At 66.3% G+C, this 20,133-nt stretch carries 22 protein-coding genes; 9 read left to right on the top strand and 13 right to left on the bottom strand.

Features of this window, described 5'->3' with window-relative positions:
* Window positions 1-2: 2 nt before the first annotated feature.
* The gene (locus MP11Mi_RS14690; RefSeq protein WP_420039630.1) at window positions 3-749 is read right to left on the bottom strand and encodes a TetR/AcrR family transcriptional regulator C-terminal domain-containing protein; all 747 of its coding nucleotides are present in this window, start codon (window positions 747-749) and stop codon (window positions 3-5) included.
* A gap of 177 nt (window positions 750-926) precedes the next feature.
* Between MP11Mi_RS14690 and MP11Mi_RS14685 the strand changes: the two genes are divergently transcribed.
* The gene (locus MP11Mi_RS14685) at window positions 927-2,549 is read left to right on the top strand and encodes a DEAD/DEAH box helicase (protein WP_420039629.1); all 1,623 of its coding nucleotides are present in this window, start codon (window positions 927-929) and stop codon (window positions 2,547-2,549) included.
* 7 nt (window positions 2,550-2,556) lie between these two features.
* A complete protein-coding gene (locus tag MP11Mi_RS14680) occupies window positions 2,557-3,111 on the top strand; it encodes an SWIM zinc finger family protein (RefSeq protein WP_420039628.1) in 555 nt (184 codons plus the stop codon).
* On the opposite strand, the gene coaE is transcribed toward MP11Mi_RS14680, so the two are convergent.
* Genes coaE through MP11Mi_RS14660 form a run of 4 tightly spaced genes read right to left on the bottom strand, consistent with a single transcriptional unit; the run spans window position 3,093 to window position 6,914 of the window.
* Window positions 3,093-4,040, bottom strand: coding sequence for a dephospho-CoA kinase (coaE, locus tag MP11Mi_RS14675; RefSeq protein ID WP_420039627.1), 948 nt, complete (start codon window positions 4,038-4,040; stop codon window positions 3,093-3,095). The two genes, MP11Mi_RS14680 and coaE, sit on opposite strands and share 19 nt — an antisense overlap.
* A 38-nt stretch (window positions 4,041-4,078) precedes the next feature.
* Window positions 4,079-5,146 carry a 4-hydroxy-2-oxovalerate aldolase gene (dmpG, locus tag MP11Mi_RS14670; RefSeq protein WP_420039626.1) on the bottom strand — a complete coding sequence of 356 codons (1,068 nt, stop codon included), beginning with the start codon at window positions 5,144-5,146 and terminating at the stop codon, window positions 4,079-4,081.
* On the bottom strand, window positions 5,143-6,105 hold the full coding sequence (locus tag MP11Mi_RS14665) for an acetaldehyde dehydrogenase (acetylating) (RefSeq protein ID WP_236998421.1): 963 nt from the start codon (window positions 6,103-6,105) through the stop codon (window positions 5,143-5,145). Before MP11Mi_RS14665 ends, dmpG begins: the two co-directional genes overlap by 4 nt.
* Window positions 6,102-6,914 (bottom strand): 2-keto-4-pentenoate hydratase, encoded by an 813-nt coding sequence (locus MP11Mi_RS14660; protein ID WP_236998422.1) that lies wholly within the window; start codon window positions 6,912-6,914, stop codon window positions 6,102-6,104. Before MP11Mi_RS14660 ends, MP11Mi_RS14665 begins: the two co-directional genes overlap by 4 nt.
* A gap of 79 nt (window positions 6,915-6,993) precedes the next feature.
* Here MP11Mi_RS14660 and MP11Mi_RS14655 point away from each other — a divergent pair, with 79 nt between their 5' ends.
* From MP11Mi_RS14655 to MP11Mi_RS14645, 3 genes are read left to right on the top strand one after another with little or no spacing between them, the layout of a single operon-like run.
* Window positions 6,994-7,767 carry an IclR family transcriptional regulator gene (locus MP11Mi_RS14655; protein ID WP_420039625.1) on the top strand — a complete coding sequence of 258 codons (774 nt, stop codon included), beginning with the start codon at window positions 6,994-6,996 and terminating at the stop codon, window positions 7,765-7,767.
* Window positions 7,764-7,937, top strand: a complete 174-nt coding sequence (locus MP11Mi_RS14650; protein WP_420039624.1) for a hypothetical protein — start codon at window positions 7,764-7,766, stop codon at window positions 7,935-7,937. The genes MP11Mi_RS14655 and MP11Mi_RS14650 overlap by 4 nt, the downstream gene beginning before the upstream one ends.
* A 55-nt stretch (window positions 7,938-7,992) precedes the next feature.
* On the top strand, window positions 7,993-8,277 hold the full coding sequence (locus tag MP11Mi_RS14645; RefSeq protein WP_420039623.1) for a type 2 periplasmic-binding domain-containing protein: 285 nt from the start codon (window positions 7,993-7,995) through the stop codon (window positions 8,275-8,277).
* An 11-nt stretch (window positions 8,278-8,288) separates the two neighbouring features.
* On the opposite strand, the gene MP11Mi_RS14640 is transcribed toward MP11Mi_RS14645, so the two are convergent.
* The 4 genes from MP11Mi_RS14640 to rpsA all read right to left on the bottom strand — a co-directional run bounded on the left by MP11Mi_RS14640 (window position 8,289) and on the right by rpsA (window position 13,239).
* Complete coding sequence (locus MP11Mi_RS14640) at window positions 8,289-9,095, bottom strand: class I SAM-dependent methyltransferase (protein WP_420039622.1); 807 nt, start codon at window positions 9,093-9,095, stop codon at window positions 8,289-8,291.
* Window positions 9,096-9,229: 134 nt separating this feature from the next.
* Window positions 9,230-10,456 carry a hypothetical protein gene (locus MP11Mi_RS14635; RefSeq protein WP_420039621.1) on the bottom strand — a complete coding sequence of 409 codons (1,227 nt, stop codon included), beginning with the start codon at window positions 10,454-10,456 and terminating at the stop codon, window positions 9,230-9,232.
* Window positions 10,457-10,548: 92 nt separating this feature from the next.
* Window positions 10,549-11,661, bottom strand: coding sequence for a VanZ family protein (locus MP11Mi_RS14630; RefSeq protein WP_420039620.1), 1,113 nt, complete (start codon window positions 11,659-11,661; stop codon window positions 10,549-10,551).
* A gap of 90 nt (window positions 11,662-11,751) precedes the next feature.
* Window positions 11,752-13,239, bottom strand: a complete 1,488-nt coding sequence (gene rpsA, locus MP11Mi_RS14625; RefSeq protein ID WP_420039619.1) for a 30S ribosomal protein S1 — start codon at window positions 13,237-13,239, stop codon at window positions 11,752-11,754.
* Between the two features lie 218 nt (window positions 13,240-13,457).
* On the opposite strand from rpsA, the gene MP11Mi_RS14620 reads away from it, so the two are divergent.
* The 3 genes from MP11Mi_RS14620 to MP11Mi_RS14610 all read left to right on the top strand — a co-directional run bounded on the left by MP11Mi_RS14620 (window position 13,458) and on the right by MP11Mi_RS14610 (window position 15,373).
* On the top strand, window positions 13,458-13,982 hold the full coding sequence (locus MP11Mi_RS14620; RefSeq protein WP_420039618.1) for a 2'-5' RNA ligase family protein: 525 nt from the start codon (window positions 13,458-13,460) through the stop codon (window positions 13,980-13,982).
* Entirely contained in the window at window positions 13,942-14,796 is an 855-nt protein-coding gene (locus MP11Mi_RS14615) for a class I SAM-dependent methyltransferase (RefSeq protein WP_420039617.1), read from the top strand. The genes MP11Mi_RS14620 and MP11Mi_RS14615 overlap by 41 nt, the downstream gene beginning before the upstream one ends.
* A 145-nt stretch (window positions 14,797-14,941) precedes the next feature.
* Window positions 14,942-15,373: a DUF1990 family protein gene (locus MP11Mi_RS14610; RefSeq protein ID WP_420039616.1), complete on the top strand. Its 432-nt coding sequence runs from the start codon at window positions 14,942-14,944 to the stop codon at window positions 15,371-15,373.
* Between the two features lie 4 nt (window positions 15,374-15,377).
* Here the strand turns inward: MP11Mi_RS14610 and MP11Mi_RS14605 are convergent, their stop codons facing one another.
* Genes MP11Mi_RS14605 through MP11Mi_RS14595 form a run of 3 tightly spaced genes read right to left on the bottom strand, consistent with a single transcriptional unit; the run spans window position 15,378 to window position 17,985 of the window.
* Window positions 15,378-16,130: an amino acid ABC transporter ATP-binding protein gene (locus tag MP11Mi_RS14605; RefSeq protein ID WP_420042117.1), complete on the bottom strand. Its 753-nt coding sequence runs from the start codon at window positions 16,128-16,130 to the stop codon at window positions 15,378-15,380.
* A gap of 32 nt (window positions 16,131-16,162) precedes the next feature.
* Window positions 16,163-17,092 (bottom strand): amino acid ABC transporter permease, encoded by a 930-nt coding sequence (locus MP11Mi_RS14600; protein ID WP_420039615.1) that lies wholly within the window; start codon window positions 17,090-17,092, stop codon window positions 16,163-16,165.
* A gap of 5 nt (window positions 17,093-17,097) precedes the next feature.
* Window positions 17,098-17,985 (bottom strand): ABC transporter substrate-binding protein, encoded by an 888-nt coding sequence (locus tag MP11Mi_RS14595; RefSeq protein ID WP_420039614.1) that lies wholly within the window; start codon window positions 17,983-17,985, stop codon window positions 17,098-17,100.
* Between the two features lie 131 nt (window positions 17,986-18,116).
* Here MP11Mi_RS14595 and MP11Mi_RS14590 point away from each other — a divergent pair, with 131 nt between their 5' ends.
* Window positions 18,117-19,010, top strand: coding sequence for a type IV toxin-antitoxin system AbiEi family antitoxin domain-containing protein (locus MP11Mi_RS14590; protein ID WP_420039613.1), 894 nt, complete (start codon window positions 18,117-18,119; stop codon window positions 19,008-19,010).
* A 68-nt stretch (window positions 19,011-19,078) separates the two neighbouring features.
* Here the strand turns inward: MP11Mi_RS14590 and MP11Mi_RS14585 are convergent, their stop codons facing one another.
* The gene (locus MP11Mi_RS14585; protein ID WP_420039612.1) at window positions 19,079-20,128 is read right to left on the bottom strand and encodes an isocitrate/isopropylmalate dehydrogenase family protein; all 1,050 of its coding nucleotides are present in this window, start codon (window positions 20,126-20,128) and stop codon (window positions 19,079-19,081) included.
* Between the last annotated feature and the right edge of the window lie 5 nt (window positions 20,129-20,133).

The raw sequence follows: 20,133 nt of genomic DNA, 5'->3' as shown, positions 1-20,133 counted from the left end.
CGTCACCGGCGAATGCGGCCCTCGATCCCGTCGAGCAGCACTGCCAGACCCATCTCGAATCCGTCAATGCCGCTGCCGGGCGCTCCGTAGCGCTCGCCGACGGCGGTTCCGACCCGACTTGCGAGCGGGAATCGACCGTCCGGCATCACCGCGGCTAGTTCTGGTCCGACGACGTCCCACCACTGCCGGTCGGTCATCGCGCCGGTAGACGCTACTCGGGCACCGACCGCGGCGCGCGCGCTTCCGGCGGCGAACGATTCAACGAGGGTGATGAGCGCATCTCGTTCGACGTCGTCGACCGGCAGTTCGTCGACCGCCGCGAGCTGCGCCTCATAACGCCGCAGCCGCCCGGGCCCGAGCGTATCCCGCCACTGCGAGACTTCTAGCAGCCACGGGTGCTCAAGATATTCGGCCCGCAAGTCCCGGGCCGTCGCCGCCAGCGACTGGCGGACAGTGGCGCCTGGCGCGGGCACACCGCGATCAACGGCGACGGCGTCGACCATGAGCGCGACCAGAACGTCCCGCGTCGGCACGTACGTGTAGACGCTCATCGCGCCAATTCCGATGCGCCGCGCGAGCGTCCGGACAGTCACCGCGGCAAGCCCGTCCGCGTCGGCGAGCGCGACCGCCTCGGTCACGACCTCATCGACCGTGAATCGTTGCTTCGGCCCCCTTCGTGGACTCGCGGACTCCGACTCGGCGCGCCACAGCAGCCGGACGAGCGCTTTCGCTTCCTCTTGCGGAGTCATGGCAACCCTTTCGCGTGCCGTGTACACTGCGGCAGTACTCCGTACACTGTACTCCATAGCGTTCGATGAGAGGGATGACCCCTGAGTCTCGAAGTCACGTATCTCCCCGATCTCCACCAGTTCGCCGTCTGGTCGTCGCACCGCACCGACGATCCGGCCCGTAGTACCGCGCTGCCATTGGTCGTCCCGATAGACGGGGCACTGGGCGCCGTCCCGGTCCGCTGCGACCTCGTCGACATCGCTGATCTGCCGACACGGGCGCGCCCCTCCGATTCGCTCAGCGCCTGGCGGGCTCTGCGCGACGACCCGACCGCATCGCCTCGCCTACCGATTGCCGCCCACGCCGAAGCAGACCCGACGACCACTGCCGTGACGTCCGCCGACTACGCGACGACTGCACTGCGCGAGTCGATCGCCGTCACCGAGTCGCTCGCTGGCATCGACGCGACGCTGCGGCCATACCAGGTCGCGGGGGTCGCGTGGCTGTTGCGGACCGTCGCGGCCCACGGTGGCGCTCTCCTCGCCGATGAGATGGGCCTGGGCAAAACGCTGCAGACGATCGCCGCCCTGGACAGTCTCGACGGAGGACGTCATCTGGTGGTCTGTCCGACGAGTCTCATTACCAACTGGCGCCGCGAGATCGCCCGCTTCGCACCGTCGCTCACCGAACGAGTCACCATCATCTCGTACGCCCGACTACGGCTTTCGGCGCCGGAGCTCGCCGAAACTCGATGGGGTGCAGTCGTGTTCGACGAGGCGCACGCGCTGAAAAATCCACGGACCCAGGTATCGCGCGCCGCTCGCGGCCTAGACGCGGCAGCGAGAATCGCCTTGACCGGCACGCCGATCGAGAATTCGCTCGACGATCTGTGGGCCATCCTGCGAGTCGTGACGCCGTCGATGTTCCCGGTGAAGGCGGTGTTCCGTCGTCGATTCACGAAGGCCGTCGCGGCCGGCGACGACGGTGCCCTGCAACGTCTGCGGGCCGCCGTCGCACCGGTGATGTTGGCTCGCACCAAGGACCGGGCGGCCGCCGCCCTCCCCCCGAAGATCGACAACCCCGTCGTATGCGATCTGACCGACGAGCAGGCTCGGCGGTACGACGCGTGCCTCGCGCGCGCCGCGGACGACGGGTTCGGGTCCGGCTTGGCGCGGCACGGCAAGCTTCTCGCCGTGCTCACCACGCTCAAGCAGATCTGCAATCATCCAGACCTCTCTGATTCCGAGGCCCCCGGCGGGTCCGCGCCCGCCTGGGAGCCCGGTCGATCCGGCAAGCTCGATGTCACGATGGAAATCTTGGCGGCGAATGCCGCGGCCGAGCGCCCAACCCTCCTGTTCACGCAGTACCGGCGGACCGGCGAACTGCTCGCGTGCGCGGCGTCCGACGTCGTCGGCCACGACGTCGAGTTCTTCCACGGTGGCGTGTCACCGGACGAACGCGCTCGGATCGCCGACCGTTTCCAGGGCGATGACGGGCCGGGCGCGCTCGTAGTCAGCCTCAAAGCGGGGGGGTCGGGCCTGACTCTGACGCGCGCATCCGACGTCGTTCACTTCGACCGGTGGTGGAATCCAGCGGTCGAAGCGCAGGCCACCGATCGGGTGCACCGCATCGGCCAGGACCGCCCCGTCACGGTCACCACGTTGACGACTGCGACGACGTTGGAGGAGCACATCGATCAGATGCATCGCCGTAAGGCGTTGCTCGGTGTGCACGCGGACGATTCGTCGATCGTCACTGAACTCGCAACCCTCGACGACGACAGGCTGCTCGACGTGCTGCGACGAAACCGAGAGGACTGATCCGACGATGGCAACAGATTTCGGATTCACGGCGTGGGGCGCGGACATCGTCCGGATCGCCGAACCCATCACGGCGACCGCACCGAACGGCTCGGCGCCGAATGCTCGCCGGATCGCGCGGAACAAGGGGGTCACATTGGAGATCGACGGCAGACAGGTGGCCGCCCGCATCCACCGAGGCGGCGAAGCGTCAGTGGCGCACCTGGAGATCGCGGCGATGGAGCCCGCTGTGGTGGTGGCGCTCCGCGAGGAGATGGGATCGAGGACCGAGCCCGACGACACGGTCCACGCGGCGCTGCGCGCGCGAGGGCTACGCCCGGCCGCAGTCCTCGAAGCCGCCGACTGCTCGTGTCGGGCGCGGAAGACAATGTGCGTCCACGTCCTCGCCGCCCTCTACTCGCTCGCCGAACTCGTCGACCATGCACCGTCGACGCTGCTCGGCATGCAGTCGGGCCACGGCCCGGCCGAAGACGCCGATGTCGATTCCGTCGACGGCCCCCCTCCCCGGTGGACGCCGATCGCCGCCCTCTCGGTCCGCGACTACTACGTCGCGGAACGCTGAACCACGCGGATTCGGACGCCGCGGCCGGGGTCGGCGCTGCCGTGCAGGCGCTGCGCAGGGTCGGTGGACTGGACAGCCGGAAAACCGCCTGCCGCGAGCGGGGCGGCGAGGGCGTTGGCTGCGGCGAGGTCGGCGACGGTGACGGTCATGTCCAGCACCGGGCGGGCCGGATTGTCGTCGGACAGAGTCGTCGCGGTGTGTTCGACAGCGTGCGCTCCGGCACCGACGAGCGCCCACAGGCGATTGACGACGCGCGCGCTGAGCGCGGCCCATTCCGGGTCGTCGGCGGTGTCGTCGATCGTCGGCGCCACGGCGCGTCCCGCGGACACATTGTCGCGGAACGGCGCCAGTCGGTCGTCCCACACGGCGACTGCGGCGGCAGCGAGCACCTCGGGGGCCCCGGAGTTGTCGAGCCAGACGTCGGCAACGGCGCGTCGCTGGTCGTCGGTGGCTTGTGCCGCAATGCGCTGGCGGGCATCGCTGATTTCCATCCCACGCAGATCGACGAGTCGGTCCAGCCGGACATCGGCGTCGGTGTGGACCACGACGACCAGGTGGTAGAACGGCGCCATATGCCCTTCCACCAGCAGGGGGACGTCGTGGAGGATGATCGCGTCGTCGGGGGCCGCGTCGGTGAGCTCTTGGGTGCGTGCGCCGATCAACGGGTGGGTGATCGAGTTGAGGAGCTGCCGGTTCTCGTCGCTGACGAAGGCCTTCGCGGCGAGCGCCGGACGATCCAGGCTGCCGTCGGCGGACAGGATCTCCTCGCCGAACGCCTCGGCCAGCTGCGCGAGGCCGGGGGTGCCGCGGTCGACGACTTCGCGAGCAATCTTGTCCGCGTCGACGTGGTAGGCACCCTGGGAGATGAGCGTCTGAGCGACTGTCGATTTTCCAGCGCCGATACCGCCGGTCAGGCCGATTCTGATCACGAGTTCTACTGTGACAGATCAGCCCGACCGGCGGGACGTCAGACTCCCGCCGGTTCGGCCTGAGCCGTTTCGCGCTCCTCGACGAGGGTCAGCGCGATGTCGACGATCATGTCCTCCTGACCGCCGACGAGCCGACGCTCGCCACAGACGGTCAGGATGTCGCGCACATCCAGCTCGTAGCGCTGAGCGGCGGCTTCGGCATGTCGCAGGAACGACGAGTACACGCCCGCGTAGCCGAGGGTGAGGGTCTCGCGGTCGACGCGGACCGGGCGGTCCTGCAGCGGTCGGACGATGTCGTCTGCCGCGTCTTCCAGTGCGTTGAGGTCGCACCGATGCTCGAACCCGGAGAGGTTGGCGACGGCGATGAACGGCTCGATCGGGCAATTGCCTGCGCCCGCACCGTGTCCGGCGAGCGACGCGTCGACCCGGTACACACCGTTCTCGACGGCGACGACGGAGTTCGCGACCGACAGCGACAGGTTCTCGTGGGCGTGGATGCCGACCTGGGTGGCCGGATCGAGAACGTCACGGTACGCCTTGATGCGAGCTTCGACGTCCGTCATCGTCAGGCGGCCGCCCGAGTCGGTGACGTACACGCAGTGCGCACCGTAGGACTCCATCAGCTTGGCCTGCTGCGCGAGCGTCTCGGGCTCGGACATGTGCGAGAGCATCAGAAAGCCCGACACGTCCATGCCGATCTCGCGGGCCGCGGCGATGTGCTGTGCAGAAACGTCGGCCTCGGTGCAGTGGGTCGCGATGCGGACCGACCGGACTCCGAGGTCCCAGGCCCGCTGGAGTTCGTCGACGGTGCCGACACCCGGTAGCAGCAGTGTGGTCAGTCGTGCGTTGTCGATCACGCCGGCCGCAGCTTCGATCCACTCCCAATCGGTGTTCGATCCGGGACCGTAGTTGACCGACCCGCCGGACAGACCGTCGCCGTGCGCGACCTCGATGGCGTCGACGCCTGCCGCGTCGAGCGCGGACACGATGCGTTTGACGTCGTCCGTGCTGATCTGGTGGCGGATGGCGTGCATGCCGTCGCGCAGGGTGACGTCCTGGACGAAGATCGGTGTCCCGCCGGGGTTCTGGGTCTGGTGGGTACTCATGCGGTTGGCTCCTTCTCGGCCGCGAGCGCGGCGATCCGCTCGGCATACTGCAGGCCGGCTGACGTCATGATGTCGAGGTTCCCGGCGTACGCGGGAAGGTAGTGAGCGGCGCCCTCCACTTCGAGGAACACTGAGACCTGGTGGGTGGGAGCCGATTCGGGCTCCTCCTTCATCAGCGTCTCGACGGTGGCGCCCTCGGCGATCGGATTGATCTGGACCTTTTGCTTGAGCCGGTAGCCCGGCACGTAGGCCGACACGTCGGCGACCATCTTCTCCACCGAGTTGCGGATCTGCTCCTGGGTGTCGAGATCGGGGGCGTCGACGAGCGCGTACACCGTGTCACGCATGATCAGCGGCGGCTCGGCCGGGTTCAGGATGATGATCGCCTTGCCGTTGCGCGCTCCGCCGACCTTCTCGATCGCGCTGGACGTCGTTTCGGTGAACTCGTCGATGTTTGCGCGAGTGCCCGGGCCCGCCGACTTCGACGCGATGGACGCGACGATCTCGGCGTAGGCGACAGGCGCGACGCGAGAGACGGCAGCGACGATCGGGATCGTCGCCTGGCCACCGCAGGTCACCATGTTGACGTTGGGCGCGTCGAGATGGTTGTCGATATTGACTGCCGGGACGACGTAGGGTCCGATCGCGGCGGGCGTGAGGTCGACGAGCCGTTTGCCGAGCGGCTCGAGGATCGATGCGTTGTACTCGTGGGCCTTGGCCGAGGTCGCGTCGAAGATGATCTCGATGTCCTCGAAGCCGGGGAGCTCAACGAGCCCCTCGACGCCCTTGCTGGTGGTCGGCACGCCCATGCGGTCGGCGCGTGCGAGGCCGTCCGACTCTGGATCGATGCCGACCATCGCGCCCATCTCGAGGTGCTTGGCGGTGCGGATCACCTTGATCATCAGGTCGGTACCGATGTTGCCGGACCCGATGATGGCGACCTTCGTCTTCTTACTCATGAGTGCTTTCCTTCGCTGAACTTCGCGACGACGGTGCCGAGTCCGGAGATCTCGACCCTCACCTCGTCACCGGATTCGATCGGTCGCATGGGGCCGAGGGCGCCGGACAGGATCACCTGTCCGGCACGGAGTGGTTCGCCGAAGTCGCGGGCCGACTTGGCCAGCCAGGCGACAGCGTTGAGCGGATCGCCGAGGCATGCCGCTCCGTCGCCTGCGGAGACCTCCTCGCCGTTGATGAGCATTCGCATGCCGACCTCGACCGGCGCGAATTCGTCGAGCGTCTTGCGGTGCGCACCGAGCACATAGACACCGGACGAGGCGTTGTCCGCGACGGTGTCGGCGAAGGCGATGTCCCAGCCGTCTATGCGGCTGTCGCACACCTCGATCGCGGCGACGCCGTAGTCGACGGCCGCCCGGATCTGGGCGATGTCGAGAGGCCCGTCGGCGAGGTCCTCCTTGAGGACGAACGCGACCTCCGCTTCGGCTTTGGGCTGCAGGAGTCTGCCCATCGGCACTTCGTCGCCGCTGGCGTACGCCATGTCGTCGAAGAGAACGCCGAAGTCGGGCTGGTCGACTCCCATCTGGTCCTGGACTGCCTTCGAGGTGAGGCCGATCTTGCGACCGACGATGCGGGCGCCGTCGGCCAGCCGGCCTGCGGTCAGACGTTCCTGGACGCGGTACGCGGCCGGCAGGTCGACGGGGCCGATGAGATCTCGGACGGGTGCGCAGGCAGCGCGGGTCTGCAGAGCGGTGAGGAGCCTGTCGGCCGCTTGTTGTTCGGCGGCCAGCGAGTCGGTGCTGGTGGTCATGGTGACCATGCTGCCCGCCCTCGCACCACCGGCGGAAGCACATCGTCTCGCTGAGCGATACGCGGCGTAGAGTTGCCTCATGGCCAGCGACTCCGGAGCGATCCCGGACACCGTGATCGGCAAAGTGATGCTGATCCTCCATGCGTTCGACGTCGACGATCACGAGCTGACGCTGGCCGAGATCGTCCGCCGCACGGGCCTGCACAAGGCGACCGCGCACCGACTGTCGCGGGAACTCGTCGACGTACGGATGCTCGACCGGACGGACACGGGCTACCGGCTGTCCGGCGGTCTGTTCGAACTCGGCATGCGGGCGTCGGTCGAGCGCAGCCTGCTGGAGATAGCGATGCCGTTTCTGCAGGACCTGTACGCCCGCACGCGGGAGACCGTGCATCTCGGCGTCCTCGATGGCCACGAAGTCCTCTACGTAGCCAAGATCGGCGGGCACCGCCAGGCGAGCGCGCCGTCCCGGACTGGCGGCCGGATGCCGCTGCACTGCACCGGGATCGGTAAGGCCCTACTCGCTCATGCCGATCCCTCGTTGCGTCAGCAGGTGTTGTCCTCGCCGCTCCCCCGGCGCGCACCGAGGACCATCGTCGCTCCGGGACTTCTCGCCGCACAGCTCGACACGGCCCGGGAGAACGGCGTCGCCTTCGAGTTCGAGGAGTCGACGATCGGCATCGCGTGTGTCGCCGCCCCGATCCTCGACGTCGGGTCGAACGACGTCGTAGCCGCCGTCAGCGTCACCGGCCCCTTGACGCGCTATCGCCCGGAGCCGCACGCGGACGCCGTGCGCGCCGCCGCGAGCGGAATCGCCGCGACACTCCATCGGCGACGGGCACTGCAGACGTGAATACGGCGTTCATCGCCGACGCCGCGATCGAGACCGACGGCGTTACTCGACAGAGCGCCGACCTGCACGCACAGTGGTCCCGCAGTGTCACGACCGGCGGAACGACAGTCGCCAGACGCAACCACTTCAACGTGTTCTCCTCGACCTCGCCGATCCCACGAGCGCCCTGACCGCAGCCCTGATCGATTTAGTCGGCGCAGTCGATCTGTGTAAGGAAACGTCCGAATGAAGATTCCGAAGCTTTCCGCCAACCGCGTCGACGCGACGAGCTTCTTGAGTGTTCGCGAACTGCTGCGGCGCACCGAGACCGTCGCAGTTCTGCCTGGCCTGATCGGGCGCGGCGACGCGCTCCTTCGCCCGCTGCCCGTCGAGCTGAGCCGTGTCGGCCACAGCGTCGGGCTCACCGTGGCCACCGGACGATCGCTCAGCCCGGCGGGTCGAGCCCTACTCGACAGTCTGCGCCAGGTCGCCGAGCAGCAATTGACACGCGAGAGCCTCGCCCCAGGGTGACCTGACCGCGGTCACATCTCGAATAGGTTCATCTTGTACGACCGCACCGGCGGGGCGAAACGGCCGACGACGGTCATCAGGAACCTCGTCCAGGACGGCCATCGATGCGCGACCGAAGGCTGGGGCGTGCCGAACGTCCTACTGTCGAGCAGCGTAAGCCCGAGCGACTCGAGTGTCTTCGGGTCGCCGCAGGTCCACACCATCCGCGCAGGGAGCGCCCGGAACACCGGATTGGAGTCCTGAGACTTCATCATCAGCGCACCACCGGTGTCGAAGGCGAGTCGGCCGCCTGCGAAACGGCTCGACAGCCTGTGCAATACGTCGTGCACCCGCCCTTCGTCGAAGTACAGCAGCACGGCCTCACTGAGCAGGAAAATCGGTCCACCCCGCGCGGACACAGCATCGTGCCAGTCCTCGTCGAAGATCGAACCGGTGATCATCGTGTACCGGTCAGTATCCTCGAAGTACTTGCGTCGCAACGCCATCGTGTCCGGGACATCCAGGTCGAACCATCTGAGACGACCGTTGTCGAGGCGGTGGAACCGCGTCGAGAGACCGCACCCAAGATCGACGACCGTCCCGTCCGGATGCTCGCGCAGGAAGTCACGGACATACTCGTCGAAGATGGCGGCGCGCAGCACCGAACCGACCAACGACGGACCGCGAAATTTTTCGAAGTCGTAGTCGATCGCGCCAACCAAATCGATTGCCGTGTGGTCGTCGAGCACGCTCTTCGTGGCCCGCGCATCGCGGGCCCGCCCGTAGAGCGGGATGAGCAACGTCTCCTGGATCTCACCGAGACTTACCGATTTAGCCATACGACCACCCCTTAGTTAGGTTTACCTAATTCGCATAGGTTGATCGTACGACCCCGCTCCGCGAACGGCAACGCCCGCTACTCCACGCCTCACAGGCAGACGCGCGACAGCACCGGCCACCGCCGTCCGGGCCGTCATCCGGTGACGACAGCAGCTTCGGTGACGTTTACGTCGAGACTGGTCCGCGCAACCTCCGACCCCGACAGCACGTCGAGGGCGATCACCGTGTCAGTGGCCGGATCGCTGACGTACGCGGTCCCGCCGAGAACCTCGACCAGCGGCATCGGTTCCTGCCACTCGGCGGGCTCGGTCCACTCCCCGATCACCTGGTGACGTGCGATCTGCCGTCCCGTCGCCGGATCGAAGACGTAGAGCGCGCCGTCGGTGCCAAGGATCACGGCTTCACCGTCCTGGCCTCGGGCCAGCGAACGGAAACTGTAACTCGCCGGCAAGTCGACCACCCGCAGTTGCCCGGTCCGAGTGTCGGTGAGCGAGAACTTTCGCGGCCGCTCGATCTCATCGTCCCCCAGGGCGTCGGACGGGATCGTCTTATAGTCGCCGAGAATAACGGGAGAGCGGTCATCGCCCGCCTGGTTGCCGATGCGTGCATATTTGTCGGGGGCCGTCACCTTCGTGATCTCGCCGCCGCGGACCAGCAGAATGCCGTCCTCGCATCCGAACGCCAGCGCACCGTCGGCGGCCGCAGCCTCGCCGTGGACGCCCGGGCACCGGTCGTCGGTCGCGATTGCCTCACCGTTGGCTCCGATGATCGCCACCCCGGTGCGTGAGTCCTCGTCGCCGCGGGAGACGACGAGCGTCCCGTCGGCACGCTTCACCGCGACGCCGTGGTGGGCATGGGGCGCACGGTAGTCGACGGTCTCCGGCTGCCCGTCCGACAGCGCGTCACCCGGCATCGTCTTCGCTTCACCGCTGCCGTCGAAGAAGAGCGTGATCGTGTCATCGTGGACCACGACGTGACCCGGCTTTGGCCCCTCGAACGCGATGTCAGTCATCCTCGGCGACGCGGTGAAATAGTGGCTGTGGTCGCCGTGCGACTCCCGCCAGGCCCCCGTGTCCAGCACTTGGAACCCATCGTCGGTCGTGACGACGACGTGGCGCGAGTCGCCTGCGGAGTTCAGCCTGAGGAAGCCGTCGAGATCCACGTCGGACACCTGCTCGAGGCTCTTCCCGTCCAACACTCGGACACCGCCGTCATAGGCGACCACGAGACGTGGTGTGGCACGGGACTTCTCGCTCGGCGACGAGGTCGCCTCCTCGTCGGACTCTCCGGAACATGCGGTAAGGAGGGCGGCGCCCGCTATTGCGAAGGCGGCCAGACGTAGTGTGATCGATTTGTCCATGTCGCACAGTCAACACTCTGTTGAAAATTATTGTCAACAACGCATGGGTTGCGGGTTCGACTGAGCAATGGCCCGTCAGTCGCGGACCGCCGTCATCCCCGGAACGTCGTCGATTCGCCTGCGTACGTGCTCTGCTCGGCATCGGAATCCACAACGGGCGCCGGCCTGGTGTCGACCAGCGCGCTACCCGACACGAGGGCAGGCAAGCCCCGCCCATGCGAGGTGAACAGCATCGCCAACACCGCGAGCCCGGCGAACCCCCAGGCAGCAGCACTGTACGGAGCAGGTAATAGCGTCAGCGCGAAGTAGGTTCCGATGCCGCCGACGAAACGCATCACACGCACGAGCACGGCCGGCAACGGGCCGCCCCGATACTCGAGTTCAACGCAGAGGTCGCCGACGGACCGCCCAGTCGACGCAATCACGACGAACCACACGGCGGCCGGGACGGCCGCGCCAAGCATCGACGCTAGGTCGCCCGAGAGGACTGCCGCCCGGTCGTCTGAGACGTACTGTAGCCACAACTGGACTGCGATCGACACCGCCGCCGACAGCAACGCCGCAGACAGCACGTCACAGCCAGCACCGACGAGGCGGCGCGGTTTCGTGACCGGCCGAGCCAGACCACTACCCGGGCGGCGGCCGACGCCGCGCATCCGACTCGGAACGACGAGCGCCGCAATCGACCCGACGAGCGCACCCGCCGTGTTCGTGATGATGTCGTCGACGTCGAACACGCGATAGGCGCAGTCATAGATCCACCACATACCGGTGAGCTGCGTCGTCTCTATGAAGAGCGACACACCCGCGCCTGCGAACAGGGCAGTCGGCAGTCCCCGACCACCAAGAATGCGAACGAACGCACCGAACGGCACGAATAGCAGAATGTTCAGCGCGAGTTGCAGTGTCGCGGGGTCAGTGAACGGGTGGCCGCGATCGCGAGCCCCCTGAACGTCGCGCACCGCCTGCCACACGTCGGTATTCGTTCCCACGCACACCAGCTGGTCGGGGTCGGGAAGGGGGAACAGCGTATACGTCCAGATGGCACAGAAGTAGATCAGCGCGGCGACCCACAGCAGTGATCTGCCGAACGTCAGACCGCCTCGTCTGCGGTAGCTGACAGCGACGAACGGCACGAACAGCAGTACGCCGATGACAACGCCCGAGCCTATCGCCAATGCGCCCGAGAACACTTCATTGCCCACGGCAGCAATGATATTCGGGCCCCAGAACGCACTGCACCCCGGGACCGTGTGGTCCCGGGGTGCAGTGTGATGTCGCTAAGCGACTATAGATCAGGCGTTGCCCGACAGCTTCTCGCGCAGAGCGGCGAGCTGCTCGTCGCTGGCGAGCGATCCGCCGGTTGACGGAGCGCTGACCGAGGACGACGATGCTGCCTCGGTGGCGGCGGGGCTAGCGCTGGCCGACGACGACGAGTAGTCGGTCGGAGCGTTCTCCGCCTCGGCGGCAGCCGCAGCGAACTTCTCCATCTGAGCGGTGTGCATCTTGTGGCGACGCTCGGCCTCGGCGTACCGGGCCTCCCACTCTTCACGCTGCTTGTCGAAGCCTTCGAGCCATTCGTTGGTCTCGGCGTCGAAGCCCTCCGGGAAGATGTAGTTGCCCTGCTCGTCGTAGCTATCGGCCATGCCGTACTTCGAGGGGTCGAACTCTTCCGCGTAGTCCTCGTTGGCCTGCTTCAGCGACAGCGAGATACGACGACGATCCAGGTCGATGTCGATGACCTTGACCATCGCGTCATCGCTGACCGAGACGACCTGGTCCGGAACCTCGACGTGGCGCTCGGCCAGCTCGGAGATGTGGACCAGACCCTCGATGCCCTCTTCCACGCGGACGAACGCACCGAACGGCACCAGCTTGGTGACCTTGCCCGGAACGATCTGACCGATCGCGTGGGTGCGGGCGAACTGACGCCACGGGTCTTCCTGCGTCGCCTTGAGCGACAGCGAGACGCGCTCGCGGTCCATGTCGACGTCGAGGACCTCGACGGTGACCTCGTCGCCCACGGTGACGACCTCGGACGGATGGTCGATGTGCTTCCACGACAGCTCCGAGACGTGGACCAGACCGTCGACGCCGCCGAGATCGACGAACGCACCGAAGTTGACGATCGACGAGACGACGCCCTTGCGGACCTGGCCCTTCTGCAGCTGGTTGAGGAACTCACTGCGGACCTCGGACTGGGTCTGCTCGAGCCATGCGCGACGCGACAGGACCACATTGTTGCGGTTCTTGTCGAGCTCGATGATCTTGGCCTCGACCTCCTTGCCGATGTACGGCTGGAGGTCGCGGACGCGACGCATCTCGACGAGCGAGGCGGGCAGGAAGCCGCGGAGACCGATGTCCAGGATCAGGCCGCCCTTGACGACCTCAATGACGGTGCCCTTGACGGCCTCGTCCTTCTCCTTGAGCTCCTCGATCGTGCCCCAGGCGCGCTCGTACTGTGCGCGCTTCTTCGACAGGATCAGACGGCCTTCTTTGTCCTCCTTGGTGAGGACAAGTGCTTCGACCTCGTCACCGACGGTGACGACTTCGCTCGGGTCGACGTCGTGCTTGATCGACAGCTCGCGCGAGGGGATGACGCCTTCGGTCTTGTAACCGATGTCAAGCAGAACCTCGTCGCGATCGACCTTGACGATGGTGCCCTCGACGATGTCGCCATCGTTGAAGTACTTGATCGTGGAGTCGATGGCGGCGAGAAAGTCCTCAGCCGAGCCGATGTCATTGACGGCTACTTGCGGCGAGGTGATCGTGGGGGACGACATATGGTGAGTTGCTCCGGACAGGTAGGTAGTAGGTACGTCTTCCGGAGCTGTCCGTGCAGGCCAGACCCGAAATCCGAGAATTGTGTGCGCGCATGACGGACATGCGCGAGTACCAGCCTACTACCCGCCGTTGGCCTGCACAAATGCGAACTCTCGCACCGTGACCGGTCTGCCTGCGGTCCCCACTCAGCGCCGCCAGGGATGGGATGATCGTCGGCGTGGCTCACTCCATCGAACTACTTTTCGACGATGTCGCTGATTCACGTGTCCGCGACATCTGGCGCGCCTTGGATGCGATCGGCCTTCGGACACCGCACACAGTCGACGCGTCGACCGTCCGACCGCATTGCACCTTGTTGGCCGGCTCATCGGTCATCGGCGCCGACTCGTCGGTCGCCGCGATCGCACAACGGTTGCCGCTTAACCTTGTTCTCGGCGCACCGCTCCTCTTCCCGACACGGTCGGGTTTCACAGTGGCGGCCTCTGTCGTACCGTCCGCCGAACTGCTGGCCGTGCACGCCACAGTTCACCGGCTCTGCGGCGACGCAGTGACCGACCTCGGCCCGCACTGTGTCCCGGGCTCATGGACGCCGCATGTCACGCTCGCGCGGCATGCGCCTGTCGAACTGGTCGCCGAGGCCGCTGCGCTGCTCGGTGAACCGATCGTCGCACGCGCCACCGCGATACGGCGTTGGGACGGCGATGCGCGGACTGAGAGGGTGGTGGCCGGTCGTGCCTGCTGATTCTTCGCGCCCGCCGCGCATACTCGGCGACGTCGACTCCCCCGCCAGCGAACGCGCCAACCGTTCGTGGTGGGACTCCGAGGCTGACGAGTACCACGTCGAGCACGGCGCATTCATCGGCTCGACCACCCCCGGAGGCGAATTCGTCTGGGGCCCAGAACGTCTGCGCGAAGAAGACGTGCTTCTGCTCGGCGACGTCGACGGCCGCGACGTCCTCGAGGTCGGGTGTGGGTCGGCCCCGTGCGCACGGTGGCTGTCCGCGCGCGGCGCACGCGTCGTAGGCCTGGACGTGTCCGCGGGGATGCTTGCGCACGCCGTCGATGCGATGAGGCTCGACGACCATCGCGTCCCGCTCGTCCAGGCCGGAGCCGAACGACTGCCGTTCGCGGACTCGTCGTTCGACATCGCGTGCTCGTCATTCGGCGCGATACCTTTCGTCGCCGACTCGGCGCGCGCCATGCGCGAGGTGGCGCGCGTACTACGTCCCGGCGGACGCTGGGTGTTTGCGACGAATCATCCGATGCGCTGGATGTTCCTCGACGATCCTGGCCCAGAGGGCCTCGTCGTTCGGATGTCGTACTTCGATCGGACCCCGTACACCGAGGCCGACGACAACGGCGTCGTCACCTACGCCGAGCACCATCGGACAATGGGCGACCGAATCCGCGAGATCGTCTCCGCGGGGCTCGTTCTCGACGACGTCGTCGAACCCGAGTGGCCCGACGACCTCGACCAGGAGTGGGGGCAATGGTCACCGTTACGCGGATCCCACTTCCCCGGCACCGCCGTTTTCGTGACTCACAAGCCGGCGTGAGCGAACGGAATCGTCGATCGAGCGGTACGGTGCAACGCATGTCGGGTGACCGCAAGGCCGAACGACTGGAATCGGCAACGATCAGTCGACTCGAGTCCCTGCCGCTCTCGTTCCGCGCAGGCGACGGCGACGTAATCCCCGCTGGATGCGAGCATTTGACTCGCACCACGGTCATCGGCAGCGGCGTCAACGCATTCCAAGGGCCCGCTCCGACCTGTTCACCTGGCAGATCCAGATGCGTTCAGGTGTTCACGTCGCTACGAGTACACCGACCATCGAGGTGGGCGCAGTCGCCGTCGTCTCGATCGGGCTCGGCCGGCGGCGGATCGGCGGACCAGTCCGCGTTGTAGACACCGCCGACGAACGGACGCGCGTCGGATTCACATACGCGACCCTCCCTGGCCACCCCGAGTGCGGTGAAGAGTCGTTTGACGTCATCCTCGACGACGGAATCGTCCGCTTCGTTCTGAGCGGAGTCTCGCGACCGGCGACGCGCCTCGCACGACTGGGTGGGCCAGTCACGACCACGATTCAGCGGGTGATCAGCGACCGGTACGCCCGAGCGTTGGTCGCCTGATCCGCTACAGCAACTTCGACAGGAAGCCTTGGGTCCGCTCGTGCTGCGGATCGGAAAGGATCTTCCTCGGATCGCCCTGCTCGACGACGACACCGGCGTCCATGAACACCAGTTGGTCGGCCACCTCGCGTGCGAAGCCCATCTCGTGGGTGACGACCAGCATGGTCATCCCACCGTCGGCGAGACCGCGCATCACTTCGAGGACGTCGCCGACGAGCTCCGGGTCGAGTGCGGACGTCGGCTCGTCAAACAGCATCAGCTTCGGTTTCATCGCGAGCGCCCGCGCGATCGCCACACGCTGCTGCTGACCACCCGACAGCTGCGTCGGGTAGGCGTCGGCCTTCGCGCGCAACCCCACCTGGTCGAGCAACGCCAATGCATGCTCGGTCGCCGACTCCTTCGACTCGCCCGCGACGAGCACCGGAGCCTCGATGATGTTGTTGACGACCGTCCGGTGCGGGAACAGGTTGAAGTGCTGAAACACCATGCCGATGTCGCGGCGTTGGCGGCCGGCTTCGCGAGGGCTCAGCTCATAGAGTCGGCCGGCCTTCTCCCGGTAGCCGATCAGGTCGCCGTCGACCAGGAGCCGTCCGGCGTTCACCTTCTCCAGATGGTTGACACACCTCAGGAACGTCGACTTCCCTGACCCCGACGGGCCGATCAGGCACGCCACCTCACCACGCTGTACCTCCAGCGACACGCCGTTGAGGACGTTGAGGGCCCCGAAGTTCTTGTAGACGCGGTCGGCCGAGACCATCGGCGGCACGTCGGAACCCACTTGACCCCCGTTCACTTGCCCTCCTCGACAATCGGTTCGTTGGCCGCAGCGAGAGCGGCCAGCTGTCGACCCGACAGGTTTCGCGACGAACCCTTCGAATAGTGCTTCTCCAAGTAGTGCTGGCCGACCATCAGAACGCTCGTCACCACGAGGTACCACGTCGACGCGACCATCAGCATCGGGACAGGCTGAAAGTTGACGCCCGAGATGTCACGTTGACGACCGAACAGATCCAAGGTGAACGGCACCGCCGAGACCAGGCTCGTCGTCTTCAGCATTGAGATGACCTCGTTGCCAGTCGGCGGGATGATCACGCGCATCGCCTGCGGAAGCACGGTGCGCCGCATCGCCTGCCACCACGACATGCCGAGAGCCGTCGACGCCTCCATCTGACCTTCACCAACCGATGAGATGCCGGCGCGGACGATCTCCGCCATGTATGCGGCCTCGTTCAACGCCAGCCCGACGACCGCGATGATGAAGACGTGCTTGAGGCTGAACTCCTGGATGTCGAGTTCGACGAAGGTCGGGCCCCAGGGGACGCCGATCTTCACCGATTGGTAGAGCGACCCGACCAGACCCCACAACACGAGCTGCACGTACACCGGTGTCCCGCGAAATATCCACAGATACACCCACGACGACCACCGGAACACAGCGTTCGGCGACATCCGCATCACCGCGACGACGACGCCGAGGATCACGCCGGCAATCATCGACAGAACCGTCAGCGACAGCGTGTAGCCGACCCCGGACAGGATCCGCTCTTCGAACAAGTAGTCGCCGTACGTGCTCCACTTATAGTCGTCGTTCGTCGCGGCGCCGTACACGAACAGGGCGGCCAGCACGACGATGATGATGCCGACGACCCACTGTCCGGGATGCTTGAGCGGAACCGCTTTGATCGGCGCCGGGACCTGCGATGTCTGATTATCCGCCATCCGAGCTACTCCTGTGCCCCGTTGATCTGCGATGTCTCGATCATTCCCGCCTGCACACCCCAATGCTCAGAGATCTCCCGATACTGCCCGTTGTCGATCAAGTACTGCACTGCCCGCTGGACTGCCTCGGCGAGCTCGGATCCCTTCTTGATTGGGAATCCGTACGGGGCCGAATCGTACGTCGGCCCGACCTCCACGAGTTGCCCGTCAGTCTTCTTCACCGCGTACGCGGTGACCGGAGAGTCCGCGGAGAACGCGTCGACCTGACCGAGAAGGACGCCGTTAACAGCCTGGTCCTGGGTGTCGAAGGCGACCTTCACGATCGGGTCCTGCCCGTTCGCCAGGCACTCCTCGCTCTTCGCAGGCACCTCGTCGGTGTCCTCGGTCGTCGACACCTGCACTCCGATACGTAGCCCACACGCGTCGTCCGGGTCGATGTCTCGCCCCGGTTTCGCCGCCCAGCGAATCCCCGCCGTGTAATAGGTCACGAAGTCGACCTGCTTCTCCCGCTCGAGCGAGTCGGTGAACGACGACATCCCCATCTGGAAGGTTCCGGCCTGAACAGACGGAATGATCTTGTCGAAGTCGGCTTGCGTGTAAACCACTCGCAGCCCGAGGACGTCGCCGATCGCGTCGACGAGGTCGACGTCGTAACCGATGATGTTGCCGTCCCGGTCCTTGAACTCGTTCGGCTGATACGGCGGGTTGGTGCCGACCTTCAGCACCCCGCCCGCGCGGACGTCCGGAGGCACGAGCGACGCGATCGCTGGTTGCTCGTCGACGTGGATAGCAATCGGCTTGATGTCGAACGCGGACTCGTCGACCACACAGCTCGACAAGAGCAGAGCCGCGCACGCTGTCACGGCGGCGAACAGTCGCATACGCCCCGGCATCGTCGATGTCCTCTCGTCGGTCTGCACGAAACTACTTGGCCCGAGAAACGAGTATGGCGGAATCATCGACGGCGACACGCTCGCGGGTCCCCTAACGGAACCGAAGAGTCCGCCGACGCGTCTAACGGTATGTGGGGGACTTCGGAGCAGTCGCAGCTCAACTGGCGACACACGACGGCGTCATCAATACTGCGCAGGCGCACGCGTGCGGCCTCAGCGACGGTGACATCCGGGGACGACTCAAGCGTGGTGAATGGCTCTCCCTGAGTCGAGGCGTCTACCGGTCGGCCGCCCACCCGTACACCGAAGCGGCGATGGTCCGAGCCGCAGTCCTCACCTACCGGGGCGTCGCCGATGGGACGACTGCGGCGTGGTGGCACGGCATGCTCCGCGAACTCCCGGTCGGCATCACCTTGTCAGCGGTGCACCGGCGAGCGACGCCCGGCTGGCCGGTCGACGTGCGCGCGACTCGGCGGCAGTACCGCCCCGAATCCGTCACCTACGTGCTCGACCTCCCGGTCACGTATCGGCCGTTGACCGCGTTGATGACAGCGGTCGAGCTGCCGACCGGCGCCCAGTTCCTCGATCGGATGCTCCAGACCCGCGCAGTCAGCCTCGATGAAGTGCGGCGCTCGGTCGACGACAACGCCGGGGTGCGGGGCATGGTCGCGGCCCGCCGGCTCGTGAACGTCGCGGCGTCCGACAGCGAATCCGAAGCGGAACGACTGTTCGTCCGGCTCCTGCAGAGCTGGGGCGTGACCGGTTGGACCCAGCAGCATCCGATCGGCGGGTGGCGACTCGACTTCGCGTGGCCCGAAGTCAGGCTCGGCGTCGAGATCTCCGGGTGGGCCTTTCACCGAGACGCTCGTCGACACGGCAACGACCTGGCCAAAGCCAACTATCTCGAACGGAACCGGTGGAGCGAGCTCCAGTACAACTGGCACATGCTCAGTGACGAGCCCGCTCGGTGCATCCAGGAGGTTATCGACACGATCAACGCGCGGTCTATCGCCCCGAACTCGTGATGCCGCAATACTTCGGGGTTTTATCGTTCACCACGAACGATAAGACACCAGAATCTTCGGGCCCGGCCTCACAGGGCTTCGATTACCGCTCTCGTTAGCTCCGCTGTGCTCGCGGAACCACCCAGATCAGCGGTCAGCACACCGTCGGCGAGTACGTGGGACACGGCCGCGTCGATCGCGTCGGCGGCACGCACGCTCGCGTCCGCCACAGACCGCTCGCCATGCCAGCGAAGTAGCATCGCGACTGACAAGACTGTTGCGACCGGATTCGCGACATCGCGGCCGGCGATATCCGGAGCCGCACCGTGGACGGCCTGCGCCATCGCCCGATCAGCGGACGAATTCAGCGACGCGGCCAAGCCGAGCGAACCGGAGAGTTCCGCCGCCAGATCGGACAAGATGTCGCCGAACAGATTCTCGGTGACGATTACGTCGAAGTCCGCCGGTCGGCGGACGAGCAGCGCGGCCATCGCGTCGACGTGCTCGTCATCGACGCGCACATCGGGATATCGCTGTGCCACCTGCAGACAGACATCGCGGAAGAGGCCAGTCGTCAGCCGCAGCACATTGGCTTTGTGAACGATCGTGACGTGGCCGCGACGCCGTCGGGCAGCCTCAAAAGCTTCGACCGCGATCCGCTCGGTCGCGGCCCGTGTGATCAGCCCGACCGACAGCGCGACATCGGGAGTCGGCATGAACTCACCGCTGCCCACCGCCATGTTGCGGTCCGCGTAGAGCCCCTCACTGTTCTCGCGCACGATCAGCACGTCGATGTCCGGCGCCGTCGCCCGGACACCTGCGACGGCACGCGCGGGCCGCAGATTCGCGAACAAGCCGAACTGCTTGCGCATCACCGCCCCCGGCGCCGGGTGCCGCAACTCCGGCGGATACGACGCGCTGTCGTGCGGGCCGACGAGCCACAGATTGAAGTCGGCGAGCGCATCGAGAGTGCTACCGGGAATCGGAACCCCATGGGATTCGATCGCCGCGGCGCCGAACGGAAGTCGCGTGACCTCGACTCGGCCGCCCTGCCGATCGAGCGCATGCTCAGCGACAGACACAGCTGCGGGCACCACCTCTGGGCCGATACCGTCGCCGTCGAGTACTGCGAGTCTCATCGGGC

It is taken from the genome of Gordonia abscondita (genome assembly GCF_032711245.1).
Taxonomy (GTDB): Bacteria; Actinomycetota; Actinomycetes; order Mycobacteriales; family Mycobacteriaceae; genus Gordonia.
Note: the sequence above shows the minus strand (reverse complement) of the source record. Positions and strands in the feature narration are given on the sequence as shown.